The following is a 20,515-nucleotide window of genomic DNA, read 5'->3' as shown; positions in this document are numbered from 1 at the left end:
CACTGCCAGTGTAAAACGCAAAACTTCACCTGCCGGAGGTAATAACTATGGAACGCGCACCTGGGTTATTGCTTTCGGTTTTCCGCCAAGGCGATAAAGAGATCACGACTCTTACTTACCGATTCAGGATCGCAAAGTTTCGATTTAGCGTATTCAAGTATATGGCGACGCTTAGCATGACGACGCTGAATAGACAAACCTGAAAAAAAGTCAATCTTTTCTGCGAAGGATTGGGGAGTTTCCAACGGCAATACCCACCCCAGATCATCCTCTTCAAGCGTCCGCCAAGGAGTACGATCACTTAACAAAACTGGAGTGCCCGCACTGATACTCTCAGCGATGACATGTCCATAGTTTTCACCACGAGTAGGGAATAAAAACAGATCATACTTAGAGAATATATTCTTTACATCATGCGGCAGTACATTCCCACAGTAGTTGTATGTAACATGCTCAGGAAGTTGATTAAGTAACTTTTCACACAGAACCCAATAAGAATCATCCTCTTTAGGCCCATATATATCAAAATCAACCCGAGAAGTAACGGACATTAATGCCCTAATAGCAAAGTCAAGATTTTTCATGGGCGATATTCTTGACAGAAAGATCACGCGCAATGTTTCTCTCTCCGTAAGATCAAATGCGGATAATCCCAAAGACACATTACTGTGGTGGCTTGGCAGATCTGGGGCAATCATTATCGAGGTTATGTTGACACCCAATGCGCGCTGGATGTCGCTTTGCTCATATTCGCTGGATGCCTGAAACACCACATTTTTTGTCAGGCACAGCAACCGGCTTGCAATGAGATAGCACGTTTTTTTGAATTTTTTCAGGGTGAGCGCTGCAATCGCGAACTCTCCCCGCGGAGCAAGTAAAAATGGTTTTTTTTTCAATTTTCCAAAAAAACGATGCAACAGTGGGTAAATTGTAAATACAGGGTCAAAGAAACTATTCAGGTAAACAATGTCGTGGGGCGTGTTATTTATTAAATCACCTACCGCCGTGAAGTTTACAGCTTCAGCGGGAAGGTAATAAACGTATGCGCCTCCTACCTTTTGCCATATACCTCGTTTGATAGCCGGGTAGGGGACTGTGTCACCCAAGTCACGATCACGGGTGACAATCCAGAACTCGATTTCCTGATCAAGGTGCGACACCATGTTCTCAATGGTTCTTACCGGGCCACCGCCTTTGTATCCGGGCAGGTAGTAGACAGAAAATGTAAGTATCTTTACCTTGTCCAATTGGGCACCTACTGTAATTTCTTAAATTTTCCGGCAAATAGCGTAGTTACGAAAAAAGAACATTGAATTAAATACAAAGTCAAAAAACCTATAAAGCAGAGAAACAAGAAAAATATAAGCCCAGGAACATTTATACCCATTTGCGCGAAAGAAGTTGCAAGTATGCTACCCCATAGCGCAGCCAATAATGGGTTTAGCAAGAGCCTATAGATTAAAATCTCGCTGGCTAATACTAACAATGTCAATACACCCATACCTATAAACACGAACCACAAACTGTTTGAGAAATAGAAAAATGAAATCGGTCCGGGCAGGCTTGCAAATACAAATTTGCTAAGGTCCATAAATCTGTAATGCGATAGCGCAACATCTTGAAATATAGATGCCTTACCTATTACAGCTTTTTCCGTGGCCGCAGATATAAAAAGAGAAATATTTTTGTCTGGGTATGCTGATGTAGCCATTAACCCTTCCAGACCAACCCAGCGGTCTACGGAAAACATTGCAAATTTCGTGAACCCCTTCACTAACATGGATTCATCATCGGACCATGACTCGGCATTATTCAAAGGCATGGTTAAAGGAACTCCAGAATAATGGTAATCACGTATCGAATTTACGAGAGGGTAGCATACCAAAAACGTCAAGAGGAAAGAAGCAAGCAATATACCAGTCCACTTGATGTCCACACCGCTTAAGCGCTTTCGATTTAATAACAAGGCAAAAAACAACGGTACGAAATGGAAGATATATAAGCCTCTACTGAGAAGCGAGACAGAAGCAGCCACCCCCTCAAGAAGTAGAAAATAAATAGTGTTTATATTGTTGTTATTTGAGCAGAACTCCCACCATAAAAGCGTAGCTACAACCATTGCAAAACCGGTAGACAGCAACCAATAAAATAGAGCATTGAGAGGCCATATTATTGTTTTAGGGACCAAGCCAATTTGCTGGAATGAAAAAAATAAATTTAGCGCAGCGAAAATAATGATGCATGAAGCCAGAGCACACCACAGATAAACCCTATAGCGGCTGTACCAGCCTGGAGGTAGAATCGGCGTATCGCTTCTCATTGTTGACTGTTTGCCGAAAACGCAGCCATATATTAATCGAGCGATAATGACACCTAGCGCACCTAAGCTCGCCACAATGAACACATGATCCCATTCCGGTCCGCTACCGTTAAACAGCCCAGTCGGCTCGACAAAAGGATAGTCAAAAATCAGATGGACTACTGTTTTTAACCAGAAACCAAGCCAAAGAATTATCGTTAAAAAAGTATACCCATATGTTACTTTTATAAAAACCCCAGACACCAACAAAGCCAGATAAATGAAAGAAAAAGAACTGTAGACATACCAAGAGCCTTGATACAAAAAAGCCCCGACAACAAAAATAATGGACCAGCAAGATAAAGACAAAATGAGTGCTATCTGTTTTAGTTGCGGGTTGAGCGTTGTGGTTCTACTTAATGCGTCCATTCTTATACCAAAAATAAAATTGAGGACTGGGCCTCATTATTTGTGAGTGTTAAACCGGGAGCAATCCAGTGCAACCGCTTACCGAGCCTGAAAAAAGACTAACGCGGCTCTGATGCCAATAAAAAAATTGCTTTCCGGCCTAATTCTAAATAAGCGTAACCCTCCTAGCATTATTTTAGTTTTCAGCCGGGGCGGGGTTGAGAACTTGCTACTCAGCCTGGTCCATTTCGAAACAATGCTAGGGCAATCTGCTGCGACTCTAAAGTATATTTTCAGAGCATGGCTAATAACAACCTCTCGAGCCTCCCCCTGACAATGCAGAAGCACCTCGGACAACGCTGATTCTATTTCTTCAATATTGACTTTGACAGCAACTGCTCGGGCATTCAATACAGAATCGATACACGATTTATCTTTCCCCCATAAGCCAAAAACATAATTCCAATATGTTTTTCTGATGCCTTGAGATAGTTGCATTTGTCTGTTCGATGCAGCTGTGGATATCTGTGCTCCATGCACTCGATATTGAAGTAAAACTTCCGGAACGTTTGCCATTTTCCAACCGGCAATAGCCGCCCGAACCCAAAGGTCGTAATCCTCGGCTTTGTCCCAGCGGGGTTGATAGCGTAGCTCTTTTACCAGCGCGGCGCGCATCATGACGGCTGGGTGCGCAAAAGGAGATCCAAACAGTAATGCCATTTTGATTGCATTGTCAGATTCAGGTAGTTTAACAATTCGCCTGTCTCCAGCGCCGAAGCGTTTAACCCAGCTCCCGACCATATCAGCCCCGGAGGATTTCAAGTAGGCCAGCTGCTTTTCAAATCGGTGTGGATGCGCTATGTCGTCTTGATCCATTCGTGCAATCCACTCGCCTGTCGCGAGGGTAAGAGCCTCGTTGAGCGTATTGGCCAACCCCTTGTTCGCACGAGTGACAACTTTGATGCGAGAATCCTTTTTTTCGTACTGCTGAAGAACAGATAAAGAACTGTCTGTCGATCCATCATCAACCGCTATCACCTCAAAGTCGTTAACCGTTTGATTGAGGATGGAGTCAAGCGCTTCCGAAAGGTATGCGCCAGCGTTGTAAATAGGCAAAACTACCGAAATGAGCGGCGTGCTAATGAAGGTGTTAGAAGTCACGCTTGTTGCTCCAGAGCCAGTCCCGTGTTGCCGACAAACCGTCGTTGAAACTTACCAGGGGGTACCACCCTGTATCTTTTTTAAGTTTTGACGCGTCCAGAACGTTAGCCCTTACATCGAATGCACGTTCAGGAAGATGCTCAGAACTAACACTGCACCCGATATCGTGCATCAACGGAGTAATCGCATTAATCACGTCAAGGTTGCTCAGGCCGACCGATGAACCGAGGTTGTATGTTTCGGAAAACCTTCCATATTTCAAAGCATGAACAATGCCGGAAGCAACGTCACTGATATTAAGGTAATCACGGATTGAGCCTGTTTCCCCAAATATTTTGATCGGTATTTTTTTGATTGAAGAGGCTATTGCGGTTGCGATGAAACCTTGCCCAATAAACGGGCGCTGGCCCACGCCATAGGCATTGGCTGGGCGGACGCAAATAAATTGTAGTCCATGCGTCTTTGCGTAAAGATACGCGTAGCACTCCAGTGTGAGCTTAGTAACACCGTAAGGAGATATCGGTTTAGTCGGATGTGTTTCGTCTATGGGTAATGTGAATGCTTCGCCATAAACTGTGCCACCTGATGAGATCAACACCAATTTCCGATTGCGTAGTGCGACCTCGGTAAATAGTTGTACTGCCGCAGGCAGGTTCTGCTGCAAGTCAGCAAGCGGGTTCTCGAATGATGTGTTCGGCACTGTTGCGTAGGCGAGTTGAATCACCTCCTGATGAGTATCCAGCAAGCTGCAAATCAGCTCTTGTTGTGCAAAATCGCCGCTCATATATTTCGCTTCAACCGGGAGGGGGAACCGCGGTTGTGGACTCCGCCCCAAGACAGTGACCCGCCTGCCGGACGCGATTAGCTGAGGTACGAGAAAAGCTCCAATATATCCACCTCCGCCGATGACCAGCGTGCCGATTTTTGAGGGGGTCTGGACATTCATAGCGTCACCCATGCAGAGGGGAACAAATCGTTCACATTTGTATTATTAATAAACCATTTTTTTGGTGCGACAACGACTTTATCCGCGCTAGGGTTGAGCCATGCGCCCCACCAGCTAAACGAACTATTTGCGATAATATTATGCTGGCACATACTCATGAGGCGCATATCGTTATAGCTTTCACTGCCCTTGTTATGGTTCACATAGTGAAGCGGGAAGTCTATATCCAGGTTGTTTTTTACCCAGTCGATATCATCAGAAAAAACAAAGAATGTGGGGGCGTTGACGTGTTTCGACAGGTGCAGGATAGCGGTTCGATAATAGTCCCGCGTGCAAGTTGCATAGACTGAGTTATTAACATAGTCCCCCCGCCTCACATGCAGGCTAACTGCATTGGTATTTCGTATTTTATCTGCAGTTTCAATATTCTGTGGGCTCATGTCGAGCTTGAAAGTAAAATCCTTTCGAACCTCTTCCGCCACGTCAAAAAAATAACGTTCACTCTGCCAGTAGCCCATCAAGTAACAATCGTCTGGAGCTCTTTGCAGGCCACTCCAATAATGAAAAGATGGTTCTATGATTAAGCTGGCTTTGCGCAGCCAGGCGAGCTTAGGGCGATGTAAGTAGTTTCGAATCCGGGGAGCTGTTTGCCAACCGAGAACATGTTTAACATCTGTGTCGCGGGCAATACATATTTCGCCGGCAAATAGCTTGCTCAGTTCGAATCCCTGATGCAGGGTGTATGATGCGAAGGACGAAGTATCGAGCAGCAGTGTCTCTTTTTTTGCGGAGGAAAGGGCCCGGGCAGCGGCATATTGAAACATTTGATTGCCTAAACCGCCAATAAGGTGTGCGATAACCATCTTAACTGTTCCTTAGTTGCACATTGAGCAGTCTGACAGTGGCAGGGTTATTCCATAGCATAAGGAAGAGAATCACTGCGACTAAGGTTGATAGTATAAAAAGATAACAGATGGCCATTAACCAATCCGTTGCTGGAGGTAAGTACATAACGAGACTTGCCATGCCTATCATAAGTACCAATGCACTTGAACAGCGCAGGCTGTCTAGTTTAAACCTTACTTGTTTGTACATATTTATCGACATAGCTGTAAGCATTGTCACCGCGCCTGAAATCAACGCAAGACCGGCGTAACTGATGTCTGCTTTTAACTCACCGGCAGACACAATAAACAGCAAAATTACAGTGGCGCCTGTCGCGTAAGGTAACGCCAATGAAGTGGTTTTTCTTTTGATGTGTGCGGCATTGCTCAGCACATTGCCCAGCGCGCGACACAGCTCAACCACAGCACCCATAACTATAAATCCCCATGCATTGCTGTACTCGGGGGCAACCAGTATTTTAAGCAGATAAGGCGCTGCCAGAATTGTCAGTCCAGCTAGAAGTAAATAGACCGGCACCAGCGTATTTAAAAGATCAGAAACAGCGAGTTCGACCTCAGTATTGTTCGACTTTTCGCTCACACGGCGAAAGAAGAAAGGATACAAGAACTGCATAGCAAGCGACTCTGCCAAAGCCCAAATCTGCCCTGCCAATTGCAACCCCACCACAAAAAAACCGAGTTGGGCTAGTCCCCAATAATGCTCAATTGCGAAACGGTAGCCGCTGAGTTGTATCCACATCAGACCTGTAGCCAATGACAATGGCAAGCAGTATGCAAGGACCGTCTTTTTGTCGAGCAACGGTAGACGCGATTGGCTGTAAATAGGCGAGGAAATGCGGAATTTGAAGTAATATCGAGCACTAACGGCTCCGACCAGCATTCCCAAGGCCTGGCCTGCGAACCAGGCAATCGCCGAGCCCCACAGCGTAACAAACAGTATCGAAGCAATCAGAGCAGCTATCGATGAGACTACGGAGCAACTTACGGACGACGCACGAAAACCGAGCATATTCAACGCTGGAATAAACGTGGAATTCCATGTGCTGGCTGCAACCATTACAAAGACAACGACCATGATGGAAATAGCGCCCATAGTTGATGCCGGATTCGTTACGCCTAAGGCTACAAAAGCTCCTAACGCAGAGACTAGAATGATGTAACCGCTGTAGGATTTCAGCCTGCGAATCAGCGTTCCATCATCCCACCAAACATGTATATGCAGGCTTATATGCTGGCCGACAGGATTGATGAGGATAAGACCGCAAAACATTTGCACGGTTATCAGAATCGCCAGCTCCCCATACTTCTCGGGGGTGAGAAAGGACGTCACTGCACGGATCGATACGAGCGCTATCACGGTTGTTGCGATGCGCCCGAAGCTTATGACCAATAAATCACGCTTAAATGTCAAGGTCTTCAACTATCGTTTTAACGATAGCCTCCATAAAAACAGCCCTGAGTTCCAAATACTCTTTTCATTATAGGGAAGCGCTTTTGGCTTTCCAGTTCCCCAAAAAATTTCGTAGTTCCATGTCTCAAAATGTGTGCACTGAAGTAAGCATCTTAGTTCGTTTCTTTTTTCAATGGCGTCATCAACAAAATCATGAAACTGAACTTTAAGGCTTTCAATTCTTTTTATGAGGCCGAAAAGTGATGAGAGTTGGTAGCATATCGCCCCCGCTCTCAATATTATCTTCATTAAATCTTTTTTAACACCAAGGTGCTAATACTCGACACTATAGAAAATACTTCTACGCGTCCTGCATTTCTCTTCGCATGGGGCGATTCAAAGCTGGAAGCATTGTCAGCCAGGCCATTATCTAGCCGCCCATCAACAGCTGCAAGTCCGTAATTCAAGCAGATGGTTCTTGGCTTGCTTGAAAAACGACTGTCGCATTTAATGCTTCTTGCCTGAGTCCACATTACGCGCATGTATCTATACACCATTAAATAAAAATAAATCTCTCAGCGAACCTAACCTACCAGACCATCATCTACATTATACTTACCGGAAAAATTAAATACTTGATCATTGGACATACCTTTTATAACGACACTACCAAGACTTATAATTTCACCAACCAACTCTTTAATTGAGCTATTTTCAGCAGAAGGAGTCTATACAAGAGTCGCGGGCGATATCCAACCTGCTCAGCAGCAGCCTTTATAGCCTCAAACGAGCCTTCCAACATGAATGCGGTAGAGACATTTTGGTCCATAATATTAATCGTTGACGGTTTGGGTAGATGACAAAAACTACTCACCCCTCCTCTTGTCAACCTAATATAGTACTCATAATCCATTGAATACTTCAAATGAACGGCAAATTTATTATTCACAACATGCTCAGACCTGATATAGATATTTTGCAGCCCAACAATAGTCCCGAATTTCAAAAGATTATCCAGTGAAAGCGTTGAAGTTGGACACTTTCTATACGACAATCTATTCCCCCCTACACTATAACTAACTGAGTCAAAGTAAAATCCATCTATTTTGGGCGCTACAGAAGCCAAATTAGCAACCTCATCCAAAACACCAGGCATTAATATATCGTCACACCCCAAATAGCCGAAAATTTCTTGCTTGTTTAGGTGCCGAATACCTATATTAATTGCATCTGATATCCCCATATCCGGTGTTTTATCCCACACCAGTGGAAAACCCTCGGCGATGTACTCGGAGAGTATTTCATGTGAGCAGTCAGAGCTTTTACTATCTACCACTATTATTTTCTTACGCGGGTAGCTTTGAGAAAAAAAAGCGTCTAATGCCCCCCTGAGGTATTTCCCACCATTGTAACAAGGCATAATTATAGTGATAAAAGGAGCCACGGTAGTTTTCATAGCAATCGTAAAACCTCTATCGCTTTAGTAACTGGGTAGTGATGATTACCCACAAATAGACCAAACTTATCGATGTACTCTGCATTCTTCAACGTACCATGAACTTCAGAGTCGAAATACTTGACCACTTCGTTTTTGGCAAAGTTGCCTGCCACAATCGGGCGGCATTCAAAACCTAGTTCATCTAGTTTGAAAACCAACTCTTTACGCGTTAATTTGCTTCCTGGGCGAATGACCAGACTGAAACCGAACCAACTGGAGTTACCGATTTCATGTTGAATAATGATGTCCGGGTGGCCACTCATGGCCGCTTGTAGAAGCGCGCCGTTTTTGCGCCGTTCTTCAACCATTTTTGGGAGGCGCTTGACCTGTTCTACACCGAGAGCTCCTTCCAGTTCCAGAGGGCGGACGTTGTATCCCGGCAAAACAAATCGGAAGGACTCTTCGAACGGGTCGTCGCTTTTTTCGCTGCACACCAGGTTTTGCTTCGGAAGGTTGCGTGTCCAGCCATGAGCCCGTAGCGAAAGCAGAATCTGATACAACTCCTCATCGTCGGTCACAATCAAGCCGCCTTCCATAGTCGAAATATGATGACTGAAGAAGGAGCTGAAGCTGCCCATGACACCAAAGGTTCCCGCCTGTTTGCCATTGTAAGTGGCACCCATGGATTCACAGTTATCTTCAATCAAGACAATATTACGATCACCAACAATTTCCTGGATGCGACCGAAATCGTTAGGATTCCCCAAGAGGTTCACGGCCATGATGGCCCGGGTTTCATCAGTGACGGCAAGTGCAAGTTGCTCAAGGTCGTAGTTAAGCGTTTGAAGGTCGATATCGACGAACTTGATCTTGAGACCGTATTGATATAACGGGTAGTAAGTAGTGCTCCAGGAAACAGCAGGTACGATAATTTCATCGCCACGCTTAAGCTTTAATGAAGAATTCTGAGTGTAGAACAATGCTGCAACAATCAATAAGTTTGCGGAAGAACCGGAGTTCACCATTATGCAATGTTTACTGCCTACGTACTGCGCAAAGTCCCGCTCAAATGCTTTAACCTGTTCGCCCATGGTGAACATGCCGGTGGCGATAACACGTTGCATGGCGTCGAGCTCTTCTTTCTCCCAAGAAGAGGCTGCCAGCGGAAATTTTATACTCATTGCTGATGCTCCAGATAATAGCTATAGGTCTTTTCGACGCCTTCTTGCAGGGTGTGGCGCGGGCTCCATCCCCATAATGTCTGACGCTCGATGCTCACTAATTTGCGCGCCATTCCTACAGGTCTTTCGAGGTTGTGCTCGAACCGTCCGTCATACCCCATCACTGCGGCTACAGCTTGATAATACTGATTGATAGAGAAGTCGTGCCCTAGCCCAATATTCAGATAGGGTGGCATTGAATCAAACCCCTTTATCGCTTGCACGATAGCGTCTGCCAAGTCGCCGCCATACATGAATTCACGCCTGGCGTTGCCGTCGCCCCAAATCTCCACCGAATGCTCGCCATTCTTTTTCGCCAGGTGGATCTTGTGAATGATCGCCGGCAAGAGATGTGAGTGAATGGGGTCGAATTTGTCATAGCGACCGTAGATGTTGCATGGTATCAGTGTCTTATATTGAAAGCGGGCGTCTTCGCGCATGATGTATTCGCACAGGCGCGCGGTCGCAACCTTGGCTAAAGCGTAACCTTCGTTCGTCGGCTCCAGTTCTCCTTTGAGAACCATGTCTTCGCTCAATGGCTCGGAATGATTGCGCGGGTACATGCAGGAACTGCCAAGGTTAATCAGGCGTGTTATGCCTGCCTTGTAGGCCGCCCACGCGATATTGCGGCCCATATCCAGATTGTCCAGCAAAAAGCTTACTGGCTCCTTGATGTTGGCCTGAATACCACCCACTTTACCCGCGGCGTGAATCACTAGATCAGGTTTATGCTGCTCCAGATAAGCCTGAACCGCGTTGTAGTCACGCAGATCCAGTTCGTTGCTGCGCGGTGCCAGCACTTCAAAGCTGCTGATCTCTGGATGGTCAAGCACGTTGCGCCCGACCATCCCCCCTCCCCCAGTCAACAATATTCGCATTTTGCTCATCTAATGGCTTGCCAAGTAATGTTATTCATTGCCACTGAAAGTGGTGTAGCCGTGTTTGCGAGTCAATTCATCGCGCTCGGCGGTTTTCAGGTCTTCACGAACCATTTCGCTAACGAGCTCAGCAAAGGTGATTTTTGGTGTCCAGCCGAGCTTGGTTTTAGCTTTGGAAGCGTCACCCAGCAAGGTTTCAACCTCGGTTGGGCGGAAGTAGCGAGGATCGACTGCCACAATGCATTTACCGGTTTCGTCGATGCCTTTTTCTTCTTCATCTTTGCCCTGCCAGGTAATTTTAATACCCAGTTCCTGAGCAGCAGCATTGACGAAGTCGCGCACGCTGTACTGCACGCCAGTTGCTATCACGAAGTCTTCAGGATTTTCCTGTTGAAGCATGAGCCATTGCATCTCGACGTAGTCTTTGGCGTGGCCCCAGTCGCGCAGCGAGTCCATGTTGCCAAGATACAGGCAGTCTTGCAGTCCCAGCTTGATGCGCGCGAGTGCACGCGTAATTTTACGCGTCACAAATGTTTCACCACGGATAGGGCTTTCGTGGTTAAACAAAATGCCGTTGCAGGCGTAGATGCCATAGGCTTCACGGTAGTTGACGGTGATCCAGTACGCATACAGTTTTGCTACGGCATAAGGGCTACGCGGATAGAACGGTGTTGTTTCTTTTTGCGGGGTTTCTTGAACCAAGCCGTAAAGTTCGGAAGTTGAGGCTTGATAGAAACGGGTCTTTTTCTCGAGGCCCAGAATTCGAATAGCTTCGAGAATACGCAAGGCGCCCAGAGCATCGGAGTTTGCAGTGTATTCCGGCTCTTCGAATGAAACAGCAACGTGACTTTGTGCCGCCAGGTTATAGATTTCATCTGGCTGCACTTTTTGAATGATTCGAGTCAGACTGGAAGAGTCTGTCATATCACCATGATGCAAGAAGAATGGCAGGCCTTCATCGTGGACGTCATGGAACAAATGATCAATGCGAGCGGTGTTGAACGACGAACTGCGGCGTTTTATGCCGTGCACTTCGTAGCCTTTGCTCAGCAGCAGTTCAGCAAGATAGGCGCCATCTTGTCCGGTAACGCCGGTTATAAGTGCTTTCTTAGTCATTTGCTCTTCCATAATTATCTTCAAATCTAACTATATCGTTTTCGCCCAAATAACTACCTGATTGAACTTCTATTATTTCGAGTTCAACCATCCCAGGGTTTTTCAGGCGATGGAGTTCCCCAATGGGAATGTAAGTGGATTGATTCTCTGTCAAAAGAAAGGTTTCGCTTCCTCGCGTCACCTCAGCCGTGCCTTTTACCACAATCCAATGTTCAGCTCGGTGGTGATGCTTTTGCAAGGATAAGGATGCACCCGGTTTGACACCGATTCGTTTTACCTGGAAGCGATCTCCCATATCAATACTGTCGTACCACCCCCAAGGACGTGAAACCTTCCGATGAGAAATGGCTTGACTACACTTTTCATTTTCAAGTTGCACAACGATGTCTTTGACATGTTCTGCATGGTCCTTGTGTGTAATTAGCACAGCATCCAGTGTGTCTATAATCAGCAGATTCTCGATACCTAGAGCGACAACCGGCCGATGAGGGGCATGAATAAATGTATTGCTTGACCGGCTGACAGTTCCTTGTCCGTGGATTCTGTTTCCGGCATCGTCCGCCTTCGTCAACTCGGCCAGAGCGTTCCAGCTACCCACGTCGCTCCACTGACCATTGAAAGGTACTACCACCACATTCTCGTGATGCTCCATAACGGAGTAATCAATACTTTGTGATCTGCAAGTTGCAAAAATGGTGGCGTCCGGCCGAGTAAAGATCGTATCTCTTGAGAGCTCCTCGCATTCGGCTGCTTCAAGAGATGCGCGACATACAGCTAGAATATCGGAAGCATATTGTTCAAGGGCATCGATCAAAACAGTAGCTTTGCACATAAAGATGCCCGCATTCCAAAAGACATTTCCAGCTAGTAGTAGCTTTTGTGCTGTGGCTGCATCAGGCTTCTCTACGAATTTCTCGACACATCGACCACCGTTTTCTTCAATGCCGCCTTGCTGAATGTACCCATATGCCGTGGAAGGAAAGCTTGGCACAATACCAAACGTCACTATGGCCCCAGCTTTGGCCTGGTCGATACCTTCCCAAACGGTTTTCGCAAAACTCTCACTGTCAGGTATATGGTGATCCGCCGGACAGAAAAGAAGAAGATCACGCCCCTCTTTTCCACAGGTCAGCGCTGCCAGCGCCATAGCCGCTGTGGTATTGCGAGCACAAGGCTCTAGTATTGCGCACCCTTTTAGCTGTGCGAGATTAAGATTGTCAGATACTAAAAAACGGTGCTCTTCGGAAGCAACCAGCAGCACATTATCTGCGAGACAAGAAACTCGCTCAAGCGTCAACTGCAATAGACTTTTACCGCCTATCAGCGGCACAAACTGCTTTGGAAAACTCCTGCGTGACAACGGCCACAATCGAGAGCCAGAACCACCACAAAGAACAATAGGGGTAATTGAATTAAATGTCATTACTCTTCTACTTACATAGCAATATATCCTGAACAAGGTGAATGTAATTTATTTTCCACCCACATCATATTCATTTAGACATATCAAATAATTATTAAGAGCGGTCACTACAAGTACACAACCGTCAAATCAAGTATTGAATTTTGGCTACTGCAACAATTACATAATACCCCTACCCACCCTAACCTCTTCCGAGACATTTGTTTTAATATATAGATAGACCCAAACCACTTTCAAAGTTTCATAATATATCAAAAAGCTTTCCCGGTAAATAACTTCTTCATGTATTAGAAAGTGAGGTATGCGCGATACGGCTATTGAGTTGGGTCGGCACATAATGCCTCATAGGCAGACTGCATAAACTCCTAACACTACGATCTGATACTCGAAGTCAAAGCACTACACGTATTCAGTTGCAGAGCAAGAGCACACAAACCTTCTTAGGGATGGCCTGAAGCATGAATCATTCATGGATTTTCACCCCCCCCCCCGGAATTGAATAGCTTTGATCTAGAACCAAGCCGGCCGCTTCAAGTTTGAGGCCTAGACCGAATGACCTTCTGATCACGTAAACACCTCATTACTGGGCGAAGCTTAGCACCATATCGGGGCGTCCTGAATCACTGAGCCTCAACAGCTTGAGCGAGGAGATAGTACGTAACGTATTTTCAGATGAGGGATATGCGCGCCAGACGCTACAGCAAACCGCATATATCGATGGGATGCTGCACAAACGACCAAAGCATAAAGAGCAAATCGTGCTCAGGCCCCCGCCTCGTGACACGGTAACTTGGGCCAGCCATACCGGCATCAGAGACTTACAAGATGGTCGACTCCTTACACCTTAGACACTTCATTTTCTGGAAGATCTAGGACCTAGATATCGCTACCGACTTAGCCGCCTGTTAATGATTGAGTAAACCAAAACACCTTACTCATCCTCATTCACCCGATCCCGCAACTCCTTGCCCGGCTTGAAATGCGGTACAAATTTCCCATCCAAGCGAACAGAATCCCCCGTCTTGGGGTTACGCCCTACCCGTGGCGCGCGGTAGTGCAGCGAGAAACTGCCAAAGCCGCGAATCTCGATGCGATCGCCTGTCGACAGGGCCTGAGACATTTGCTCCAGCATGGTCTTGATCGCTAACTCGACATCCTTTGACGAGAGCTGCCCCTGATGGGTGACAATGCGCTCGATCAACTCCGACTTGGTCATGTTTTTCCCTTCTTTTTCAAGCGGCTAGATCACTAGATAGAACGGTTTTAGCATGCCTGGTTGGATTTGAACAGCCTATAAAACAATACCTTAGCGATTTTCAGGCACAAAAAAGGGCGACCGAAGTCGCCCTTTTTTGTGGATTAGCTGAACTTAGTTCTGCTTTTCCATTTGCGCGCGGAGCAGATCACCAAGAGTGGTCGGGCCCGCAGCAATGTCAGAGGCAGCTGGCTTGTCGCGCAGGCTCTGGATTGCTTCTTTTTCGTCTTCAACGTCTTTCGACTTGACCGACAAGCTGATTACGCGGCTCTTACGGTCAACGCTGATGATCTTGGCTTCTACTTCTTCGCCTTCTTTCAGCACGTTACGCGCGTCTTCAACGCGGTCACGGCTGATTTCGGAAGCTTTTAGTGTAGCTTCGATGCCTTCGGCCAGGGTGATGATTGCGCCCTTAGCGTCAACTTCTTTAACGATACCGCGCACGATGGTGCCTTTATCGTTAACAGCAACGTAGTCGGAGAACGGATCTTCTTCCAACTGCTTGATGCCGAGGGAAATACGCTCACGCTCCGGGTCAACGGAGAGGATCACAGTTTCCAGCTCATCGCCCTTCTTGAAGCGGCGTACAGCTTCTTCGCCTACTTCATTCCAGGAAATGTCGGACAGGTGAACGAGGCCGTCGATGCCGCCATCCAGACCAATGAAGATACCGAAATCGGTGATCGACTTGATGGTGCCGGAGATCTTGTCGCCCTTGTTGAACTGACCGGAGAAATCTTCCCACGGGTTAGTTTTGCACTGCTTGATACCCAAGGAGATACGACGACGCTCTTCGTCGATATCGAGAACCATAACTTCCACTTCGTCGCCGACGTTAACGACCTTCGAAGGATGGATGTTTTTGTTGGTCCAATCCATTTCGGATACGTGCACCAGGCCTTCCACGCCTTCTTCCAGCTCTGCGAAGCAGCCGTAGTCGGTCAGGTTGGTTACGCGCGCAGTAACACGGGTGTCCTGCGGGTAACGCGCCTTGATGGCAACCCATGGATCTTCGCCCAGCTGCTTAAGGCCGAGGGAAACACGGTTGCGCTCACGATCGTACTTGAGGATCTTGACGTCGATCTCGTCACCAACGTTGACGATTTCGGACGGATGCTTGATACGCTTCCACGCCATGTCGGTGATGTGCAGCAGGCCATCGACGCCACCCAGATCGACGAATGCGCCGTAATCCGTGAGGTTCTTAACGATACCTTTAACTTGCTGACCTTCCTGCAAGGATTCCAGCAGCGCTTCGCGCTCTGCGGAGTTCTCGGCTTCGAGGACGCTGCGACGGGAAACAACAACGTTGTTGCGCTTCTGGTCCAGCTTGATGACTTTGAATTCGAGCTCTTTGCCTTCCAGGTGAGTGGTATCACGCACTGGACGGACATCGACCAAGGAACCTGGCAGGAACGCACGGATGCCGTTAACGTCGACTGTGAAGCCGCCCTTAACCTTACCGTTGATAACGCCCGTAACCACTTCCTCAGCGGCGAAAGCTGCTTCCAGAACGATCCAGCACTCAGCACGCTTGGCTTTTTCACGGGACAGCTTGGTTTCACCAAAGCCATCTTCAACCGCGTCCAGCGCTACGTGAACTTCGTCACCGACCTTGATAGTCAACTCGCCAGCGTCGTTGTGGAACTGTTCCAGCGGGATGAGGCCTTCAGACTTCAAACCAGCGTGAACGGTTACCCAACCAGCTTGGTAATCGATGTCAACGATGATGGCGGTGATGATTGAGCCTGCCTGAAGGTTCAGGGTTTTTAGGCTTTCTTCAAACAGTTCAGCAAAGCTTTCGCTCATTTTAATTCCTGTTGATTCAGGGCAGGGAATCCGCCCAAACCACACTCCAGACAATGTGGGTACGTTTATGTAAAAAGAAGCAGACGGGTCTAGGACTGGGTTCCCGAAAGTTTCCTTGGCGAGCCGGTCAGCTTAAGCAGCTGTGGCTCTGGTCATCCAGCAAGGTCGCGATCGGCGACCTCACTGAGAATTCGTTCAAGCACTTGTTCAATCGAGAGTTCAGTGGAATCCAGCTGGATTGCATCGGCCGCTGGCTTGAGCGGGGCCACTGCACGCTGAGTATCGCGCTCATCGCGCGCCTGAATCTCATCAAGAAGACTCGCGAGATTAACATCATCGCCTTTTTCCTTCAACTGCAAGTAGCGTCGACGGGCACGCTCCTCGGCGCTGGCGGTGAGGAAAACCTTCAGTGGCGCATCGGGAAACACTACGGTGCCCATGTCGCGACCATCGGCAATCAGCCCCGGCATTTCCTGAAATGCTTGCTGGCGTTGCAGCAGCGCATCACGCACCGCCGGCAAGGATGCGACGAGCGAAGCACCGGCACCGACCTGCTCATTACGAATCAGATCAGTGACCTCTTCACCTTCGAGAATAATGCGCTGACCATGACCCTCACCGGCAGCAATAAATTGCACATCCAGATGAGCGGCAAGCAGCTTCATCGCCTCTTCGTTGGTCAGGTCGACACCATGATTGCCCGCAGCAAACGCCAGCAGACGATAGAGCGCACCCGAGTCCAGGAGATTCCAGCCCAGCTGCTTGGCTAGCAAGCCGGCAACCGTACCCTTGCCCGAACCACTCGGACCGTCGATGGTGATAACCGGAGCGACGATCATAGCTTGCCCTCTTCAGCGACACGGATGCCGACCTGAGCCGACAGCGCCAGAAAGTTGGGGAACGAGGTGGCGACGTTAGCGCAGTCGTGGATGCGAATCGGCGCAGTCGCACGCAAGGAGGCGATGCTAAACGACATAGCGATGCGGTGATCACCATGCGCCCAGACCTCACCACCACCGATGCTGCCACCGTCGATGATGATGCCATCCGAGGTAGGCTCAGCCTTAACGCCCAGCGCAGTCAGACCATCTACCATGACCTGAATACGGTCGGACTCCTTGACCCGCAATTCTTCGGCACCACGCAGCACCGTGCGCCCTTTGGCCACCGAAGCGGCGACGAACAGTACCGGGAACTCATCGATAGCCAGCGGCACCAAGTCCTCAGGGATATCAATACCTTTGAGCTTAGCACTGCGCACGCGGATATCCGCCACCGGCTCGCCACCTACCTCACGCTGGTTTTCCAGGGCGATATCGCCACCCATCAGGCGGAGAATATCGATCACCCCGGTGCGGGTCGGGTTGATCCCAACATGCTCAAGAACCAGCTCAGAGTCTTCAGCGATGCTGGCAGCAACCAGGAAGAAGGCGGCCGAAGAAATATCCGCCGGTACCTCAATATGAGTGGCGACCAGCTTATGACCCGACTCCACGGTAGCGCTATTGCCCTCGACAGTAACCGGATAGCCGAAGCCACGCAGCATACGCTCGGTATGATCACGGGTCGGTGCAGGCTCAATCACTGTGGTCGTACCGGCCGCATACAACCCCGCTAACAACATGCAGGATTTGACCTGAGCGCTGGCCATCGGCATTTCATAAGTCATACCGCCCAGACGACCGCCGGCACGAATGGTCAGCGGCGGATGCCCTTCCGGCCCGGTTTCAATAATTGCACCCATGGCCCGCAATGGCTTGGCCACGCGATTCATCGGCCGCTTGGACAGCGAAGCATCACCGGTCAAGGTGGTATCGAAGGACTGCGCCGCCAGCAGGCCCGCCAGCAGGCGCATCGAGGTACCCGAGTTACCCAGGTAGATCGGCCCAGGCGGCGCCTTGAGACCACGCATACCGACACCATGCACAGTGACGCGACCATGGTGCGGGCCTTCGATGACCACACCCATGTCGCGGAACGCTTGAATGGTCGCCAGAGCATCCTCACCTTCAAGGAAGCCCTCAACCTCAGTCACACCCTCGGCTATCGAGCCGAGCATGATCGAGCGGTGCGAGATGGATTTATCACCTGGCACGCGAATTCGCCCAGAGAGTTTGCCGCCAGGGTTAGCCAGAAAAATCAGATCGTTCGAGTGCATAGCGTCCACATAGGCCCTACGGGCGAGAATTTTGCCGAAATGCTCACGGGCCACGCGGGCGCGGGTAAATACGCCCAGCAATTGATGCCCGTCCCCAGCGTCAACCGCGTCGCGCAAGGCGTCGAGGTCGTCGCGAAATACGTCCAGCGTGCGCAGTACTGCCTCGCGATTGGCGAGAAAGATGTCATGCCACATGACTGGATCACTGCCAGCGATGCGCGTGAAATCACGAAAGCCGCCGGCAGCGTAACGAAATATCTCCAGGTTCTCACTGCGCTTGGCCAGCGAGTCCACCAGCGTGAAGGCCAGTAGGTGCGGCAGGTGGCTGGTTGCGGCCAGCACCTGATCGTGATGCTCGACCTCCATGTGCTCGACATCCGCCCCCAGCTCGCGCCACAGGTTATCGACCAGCGCCAACGCCGCCGCATCACTCTGCTCGCTCGGCGTCAGGATCACTTTATGCCGGCGAAACAGCTCGACATTGGCCGCCTCGACGCCACTTTGCTCGGAACCGGCAATTGGATGCCCCGGCACAAAACGCACCTGTCGATCAGTAAAGGCCAGGCGCGCAGCGCGCAGCACATTACCCTTGGCGCTGCCGACATCGGTCAGCACCGCTGCGCCGAGATCAAGCTTAGCCAGTTCCGCTAGGAGCTTCTCCATGGCCAGGATCGGCACCGCCAATTGAATCACCGCTGCACCCTGGCAGGCCGTTGCCAGGTCGGTTTCACAGCGATCAACCACGCCCAAGGCAACGGCCAGGCGCTGGGACTCGGGGTCCAAATCGACCCCCACCACTTCACTGAACAGGCCGCGCTCACGCAGCCCCTTGGCAAAGGAGCCGCCAATCAGCCCCAGGCCAATAACCACCAGGCGCCCGAGTTTAGGCGCGGCAGATGGCAACGGAGTGGCAGCCGCGTTGAAATCACTCACGCGCTCAACACCCCGGTCAACACTTCAAGGAAGCGGGCATTTTCAGCCGGCAAACCAATCGATACCCGTAAAAAAGTTGGCATGCCATAGCCGCCTACCGGCCGCACGATAACCCCGGCGCGCAGCAGCGCCTGATTAATCGCAGCGGTATCACGGGCAAAATCCACGGCAATAAAGTTGCCCTTGGACGCAATCCAGCTTAACCCCAATGCACTCAACCCCGCCTCAAGCTGGGCCATGCCGGCATCATTGAGCTGACGGCTTTTGGCTAGGTAATCGGCATCATCCAGCGCCGCACAAGCCGCCGCCAACGCCAGGCTGTTGACATTGAACGGCTGACGCACACGGTTAAGCACATCGGCAATCTGCGCCGAGCTCAGCGCATAACCAACGCGCAGTGCCGCCAGGCCATAGGCCTTGGAAAAGGTGCGCGAGACCAGCAGGTTGTCGTAACGCGAAAGGTATTTAAGGCCATCGGGCAGCTCATCACCTTCGGCATACTCGATATACGCTTCATCCAGCACCACCAGTACATTGCCTGGCACCTGCGACAGGAAGCGCTCTAGCGCCTCAGGGCCGAACCAGGTGCCCGTCGGATTGTTCGGATTGGCGATAAACACCACGCGAGTATTTTCATCGATGGCGGCGAGCATGGCCTCAAGGTCATGACCATAGCCCTGAGCCGGCACCACCTTGCCCTGCGCGCCGACGGCCTGAGTGGCAATCGGGTAGACGGCAAAGGCGTACTGACTAAACACCGCATTCAGCCCTGGAGCCAGGTAGGCACGTGCGACCAGGTCGAGAATGTCGTTGGATCCATTGCCCAGGGTGACCTGATTAACCTGCACAGCGCAGCGCGCAGCCAGGCGGCTTTTCAGCTCAAAACCATTGCCGTCGGGGTAACGCGTCAGCTCGACCAGCTCGGCACGAATCGCCTCCAGGGCTTTAGGGCTGGGGCCGAGTGGGTTTTCGTTACTCGCCAGCTTGACGATGCTGGCCGGATCCAGGTCCAGCTCACGGGCCAGCTCATCCACCGGCTTGCCTGGCACATAGGGCGACAACTGCTGTACGCCTGGCTGGGCCAAGGCGAGGAAATCGGTCATAACAAAGCCTCACGCTTAAAGCCGCAAGCCCCAAGTACAGCCCGGCGTCGATGCGCGTGTAGCTTGAAACCCG

At 49.6% G+C, this 20,515-nt stretch carries 16 protein-coding genes; all 16 read right to left on the bottom strand.

The window, feature by feature from the left end:
* Positions 1–65 precede the first annotated feature (65 nt).
* Positions 66–1,247 carry a glycosyltransferase family 4 protein gene (locus Q0V31_RS12435; RefSeq protein WP_298188091.1) on the bottom strand — a complete coding sequence of 394 codons (1,182 nt, stop codon included), beginning with the start codon at positions 1,245–1,247 and terminating at the stop codon, positions 66–68.
* Between the two features lie 8 nt (positions 1,248–1,255).
* Positions 1,256–2,728: a hypothetical protein gene (locus Q0V31_RS12430; protein ID WP_298188090.1), complete on the bottom strand. Its 1,473-nt coding sequence runs from the start codon at positions 2,726–2,728 to the stop codon at positions 1,256–1,258.
* Positions 2,729–2,806: 78 nt separating this feature from the next.
* Complete coding sequence (locus tag Q0V31_RS12425) at positions 2,807–3,868, bottom strand: glycosyltransferase (RefSeq protein ID WP_298188089.1); 1,062 nt, start codon at positions 3,866–3,868, stop codon at positions 2,807–2,809.
* Complete coding sequence (locus tag Q0V31_RS12420; protein ID WP_298188088.1) at positions 3,858–4,814, bottom strand: NAD-dependent epimerase/dehydratase family protein; 957 nt, start codon at positions 4,812–4,814, stop codon at positions 3,858–3,860. Before Q0V31_RS12420 ends, Q0V31_RS12425 begins: the two co-directional genes overlap by 11 nt.
* Positions 4,811–5,677 (bottom strand): alpha-1,2-fucosyltransferase, encoded by an 867-nt coding sequence (locus tag Q0V31_RS12415; protein ID WP_298188087.1) that lies wholly within the window; start codon positions 5,675–5,677, stop codon positions 4,811–4,813. The genes Q0V31_RS12420 and Q0V31_RS12415 overlap by 4 nt, the downstream gene beginning before the upstream one ends.
* 1 nt (position 5,678) lies before the next feature.
* On the bottom strand, positions 5,679–7,130 hold the full coding sequence (locus Q0V31_RS12410; RefSeq protein WP_298188086.1) for a hypothetical protein: 1,452 nt from the start codon (positions 7,128–7,130) through the stop codon (positions 5,679–5,681).
* Between the two features lie 655 nt (positions 7,131–7,785).
* Positions 7,786–8,565 (bottom strand): glycosyltransferase, encoded by a 780-nt coding sequence (locus Q0V31_RS12405; RefSeq protein ID WP_298188085.1) that lies wholly within the window; start codon positions 8,563–8,565, stop codon positions 7,786–7,788.
* The gene (locus Q0V31_RS12400; protein WP_298188084.1) at positions 8,562–9,728 is read right to left on the bottom strand and encodes a DegT/DnrJ/EryC1/StrS family aminotransferase; all 1,167 of its coding nucleotides are present in this window, start codon (positions 9,726–9,728) and stop codon (positions 8,562–8,564) included. Before Q0V31_RS12400 ends, Q0V31_RS12405 begins: the two co-directional genes overlap by 4 nt.
* Positions 9,725–10,645 (bottom strand): GDP-L-fucose synthase, encoded by a 921-nt coding sequence (locus Q0V31_RS12395; protein ID WP_298188083.1) that lies wholly within the window; start codon positions 10,643–10,645, stop codon positions 9,725–9,727. The genes Q0V31_RS12400 and Q0V31_RS12395 overlap by 4 nt, the downstream gene beginning before the upstream one ends.
* A 30-nt stretch (positions 10,646–10,675) precedes the next feature.
* A complete protein-coding gene (gene gmd, locus Q0V31_RS12390; RefSeq protein ID WP_298188082.1) occupies positions 10,676–11,761 on the bottom strand; it encodes a GDP-mannose 4,6-dehydratase in 1,086 nt (361 codons plus the stop codon).
* Positions 11,754–13,184 (bottom strand): mannose-1-phosphate guanylyltransferase/mannose-6-phosphate isomerase, encoded by a 1,431-nt coding sequence (locus tag Q0V31_RS12385; RefSeq protein WP_298188081.1) that lies wholly within the window; start codon positions 13,182–13,184, stop codon positions 11,754–11,756. Before Q0V31_RS12385 ends, gmd begins: the two co-directional genes overlap by 8 nt.
* A gap of 931 nt (positions 13,185–14,115) precedes the next feature.
* Positions 14,116–14,400, bottom strand: a complete 285-nt coding sequence (ihfB, locus tag Q0V31_RS12380) for an integration host factor subunit beta (protein ID WP_090387490.1) — start codon at positions 14,398–14,400, stop codon at positions 14,116–14,118.
* A 153-nt stretch (positions 14,401–14,553) separates the two neighbouring features.
* Positions 14,554–16,248 carry a 30S ribosomal protein S1 gene (rpsA, locus tag Q0V31_RS12375; RefSeq protein WP_298188080.1) on the bottom strand — a complete coding sequence of 565 codons (1,695 nt, stop codon included), beginning with the start codon at positions 16,246–16,248 and terminating at the stop codon, positions 14,554–14,556.
* A gap of 152 nt (positions 16,249–16,400) precedes the next feature.
* Positions 16,401–17,087 carry a (d)CMP kinase gene (cmk, locus tag Q0V31_RS12370; RefSeq protein WP_298188079.1) on the bottom strand — a complete coding sequence of 229 codons (687 nt, stop codon included), beginning with the start codon at positions 17,085–17,087 and terminating at the stop codon, positions 16,401–16,403.
* A complete protein-coding gene (locus Q0V31_RS12365; RefSeq protein WP_298188078.1) occupies positions 17,084–19,339 on the bottom strand; it encodes a bifunctional prephenate dehydrogenase/3-phosphoshikimate 1-carboxyvinyltransferase in 2,256 nt (751 codons plus the stop codon). Before Q0V31_RS12365 ends, cmk begins: the two co-directional genes overlap by 4 nt.
* Positions 19,336–20,442 carry a histidinol-phosphate transaminase gene (gene hisC / locus Q0V31_RS12360; protein WP_298188077.1) on the bottom strand — a complete coding sequence of 369 codons (1,107 nt, stop codon included), beginning with the start codon at positions 20,440–20,442 and terminating at the stop codon, positions 19,336–19,338. The genes Q0V31_RS12365 and hisC overlap by 4 nt, the downstream gene beginning before the upstream one ends.
* Positions 20,443–20,515 lie beyond the last annotated feature (73 nt).

This window comes from uncultured Pseudomonas sp., from assembly GCF_943846705.1.
GTDB lineage: Bacteria > Pseudomonadota > Gammaproteobacteria > Pseudomonadales > Pseudomonadaceae > Aquipseudomonas.
Note: the sequence above shows the minus strand (reverse complement) of the source record. Positions and strands in the feature narration are given on the sequence as shown.

Bases quoted from the DNA above. Each gene is read 5' to 3' on its own strand.
- Q0V31_RS12430 (WP_298188090.1), bottom strand. From the start codon at position 2,728: ATGGACGCATTAAGTAGAACCACAACGCTCAACCCGCAACTAAAACAG.
- Q0V31_RS12420 (WP_298188088.1), bottom strand. From the start codon at position 4,814: ATGAATGTCCAGACCCCCTCAAAAATCGGCACGCTGGTCATCGGCGGA.
- Q0V31_RS12415 (WP_298188087.1), bottom strand. From the start codon at position 5,677: ATGGTTATCGCACACCTTATTGGCGGTTTAGGCAATCAAATGTTTCAA.
- Q0V31_RS12405 (WP_298188085.1), bottom strand. From the start codon at position 8,565: ATGAAAACTACCGTGGCTCCTTTTATCACTATAATTATGCCTTGTTAC.
- Q0V31_RS12400 (WP_298188084.1), bottom strand. From the start codon at position 9,728: ATGAGTATAAAATTTCCGCTGGCAGCCTCTTCTTGGGAGAAAGAAGAG.
- Q0V31_RS12395 (WP_298188083.1), bottom strand. From the start codon at position 10,645: ATGCGAATATTGTTGACTGGGGGAGGGGGGATGGTCGGGCGCAACGTG.
- gmd (WP_298188082.1), bottom strand. From the start codon at position 11,761: ATGACTAAGAAAGCACTTATAACCGGCGTTACCGGACAAGATGGCGCC.
- Q0V31_RS12385 (WP_298188081.1), bottom strand. From the start codon at position 13,184: ATGACATTTAATTCAATTACCCCTATTGTTCTTTGTGGTGGTTCTGGC.
- ihfB (WP_090387490.1), bottom strand. From the start codon at position 14,400: ATGACCAAGTCGGAGTTGATCGAGCGCATTGTCACCCATCAGGGGCAG.
- rpsA (WP_298188080.1), bottom strand. From the start codon at position 16,248: ATGAGCGAAAGCTTTGCTGAACTGTTTGAAGAAAGCCTAAAAACCCTG.
- cmk (WP_298188079.1), bottom strand. From the start codon at position 17,087: ATGATCGTCGCTCCGGTTATCACCATCGACGGTCCGAGTGGTTCGGGC.
- hisC (WP_298188077.1), bottom strand. From the start codon at position 20,442: ATGACCGATTTCCTCGCCTTGGCCCAGCCAGGCGTACAGCAGTTGTCG.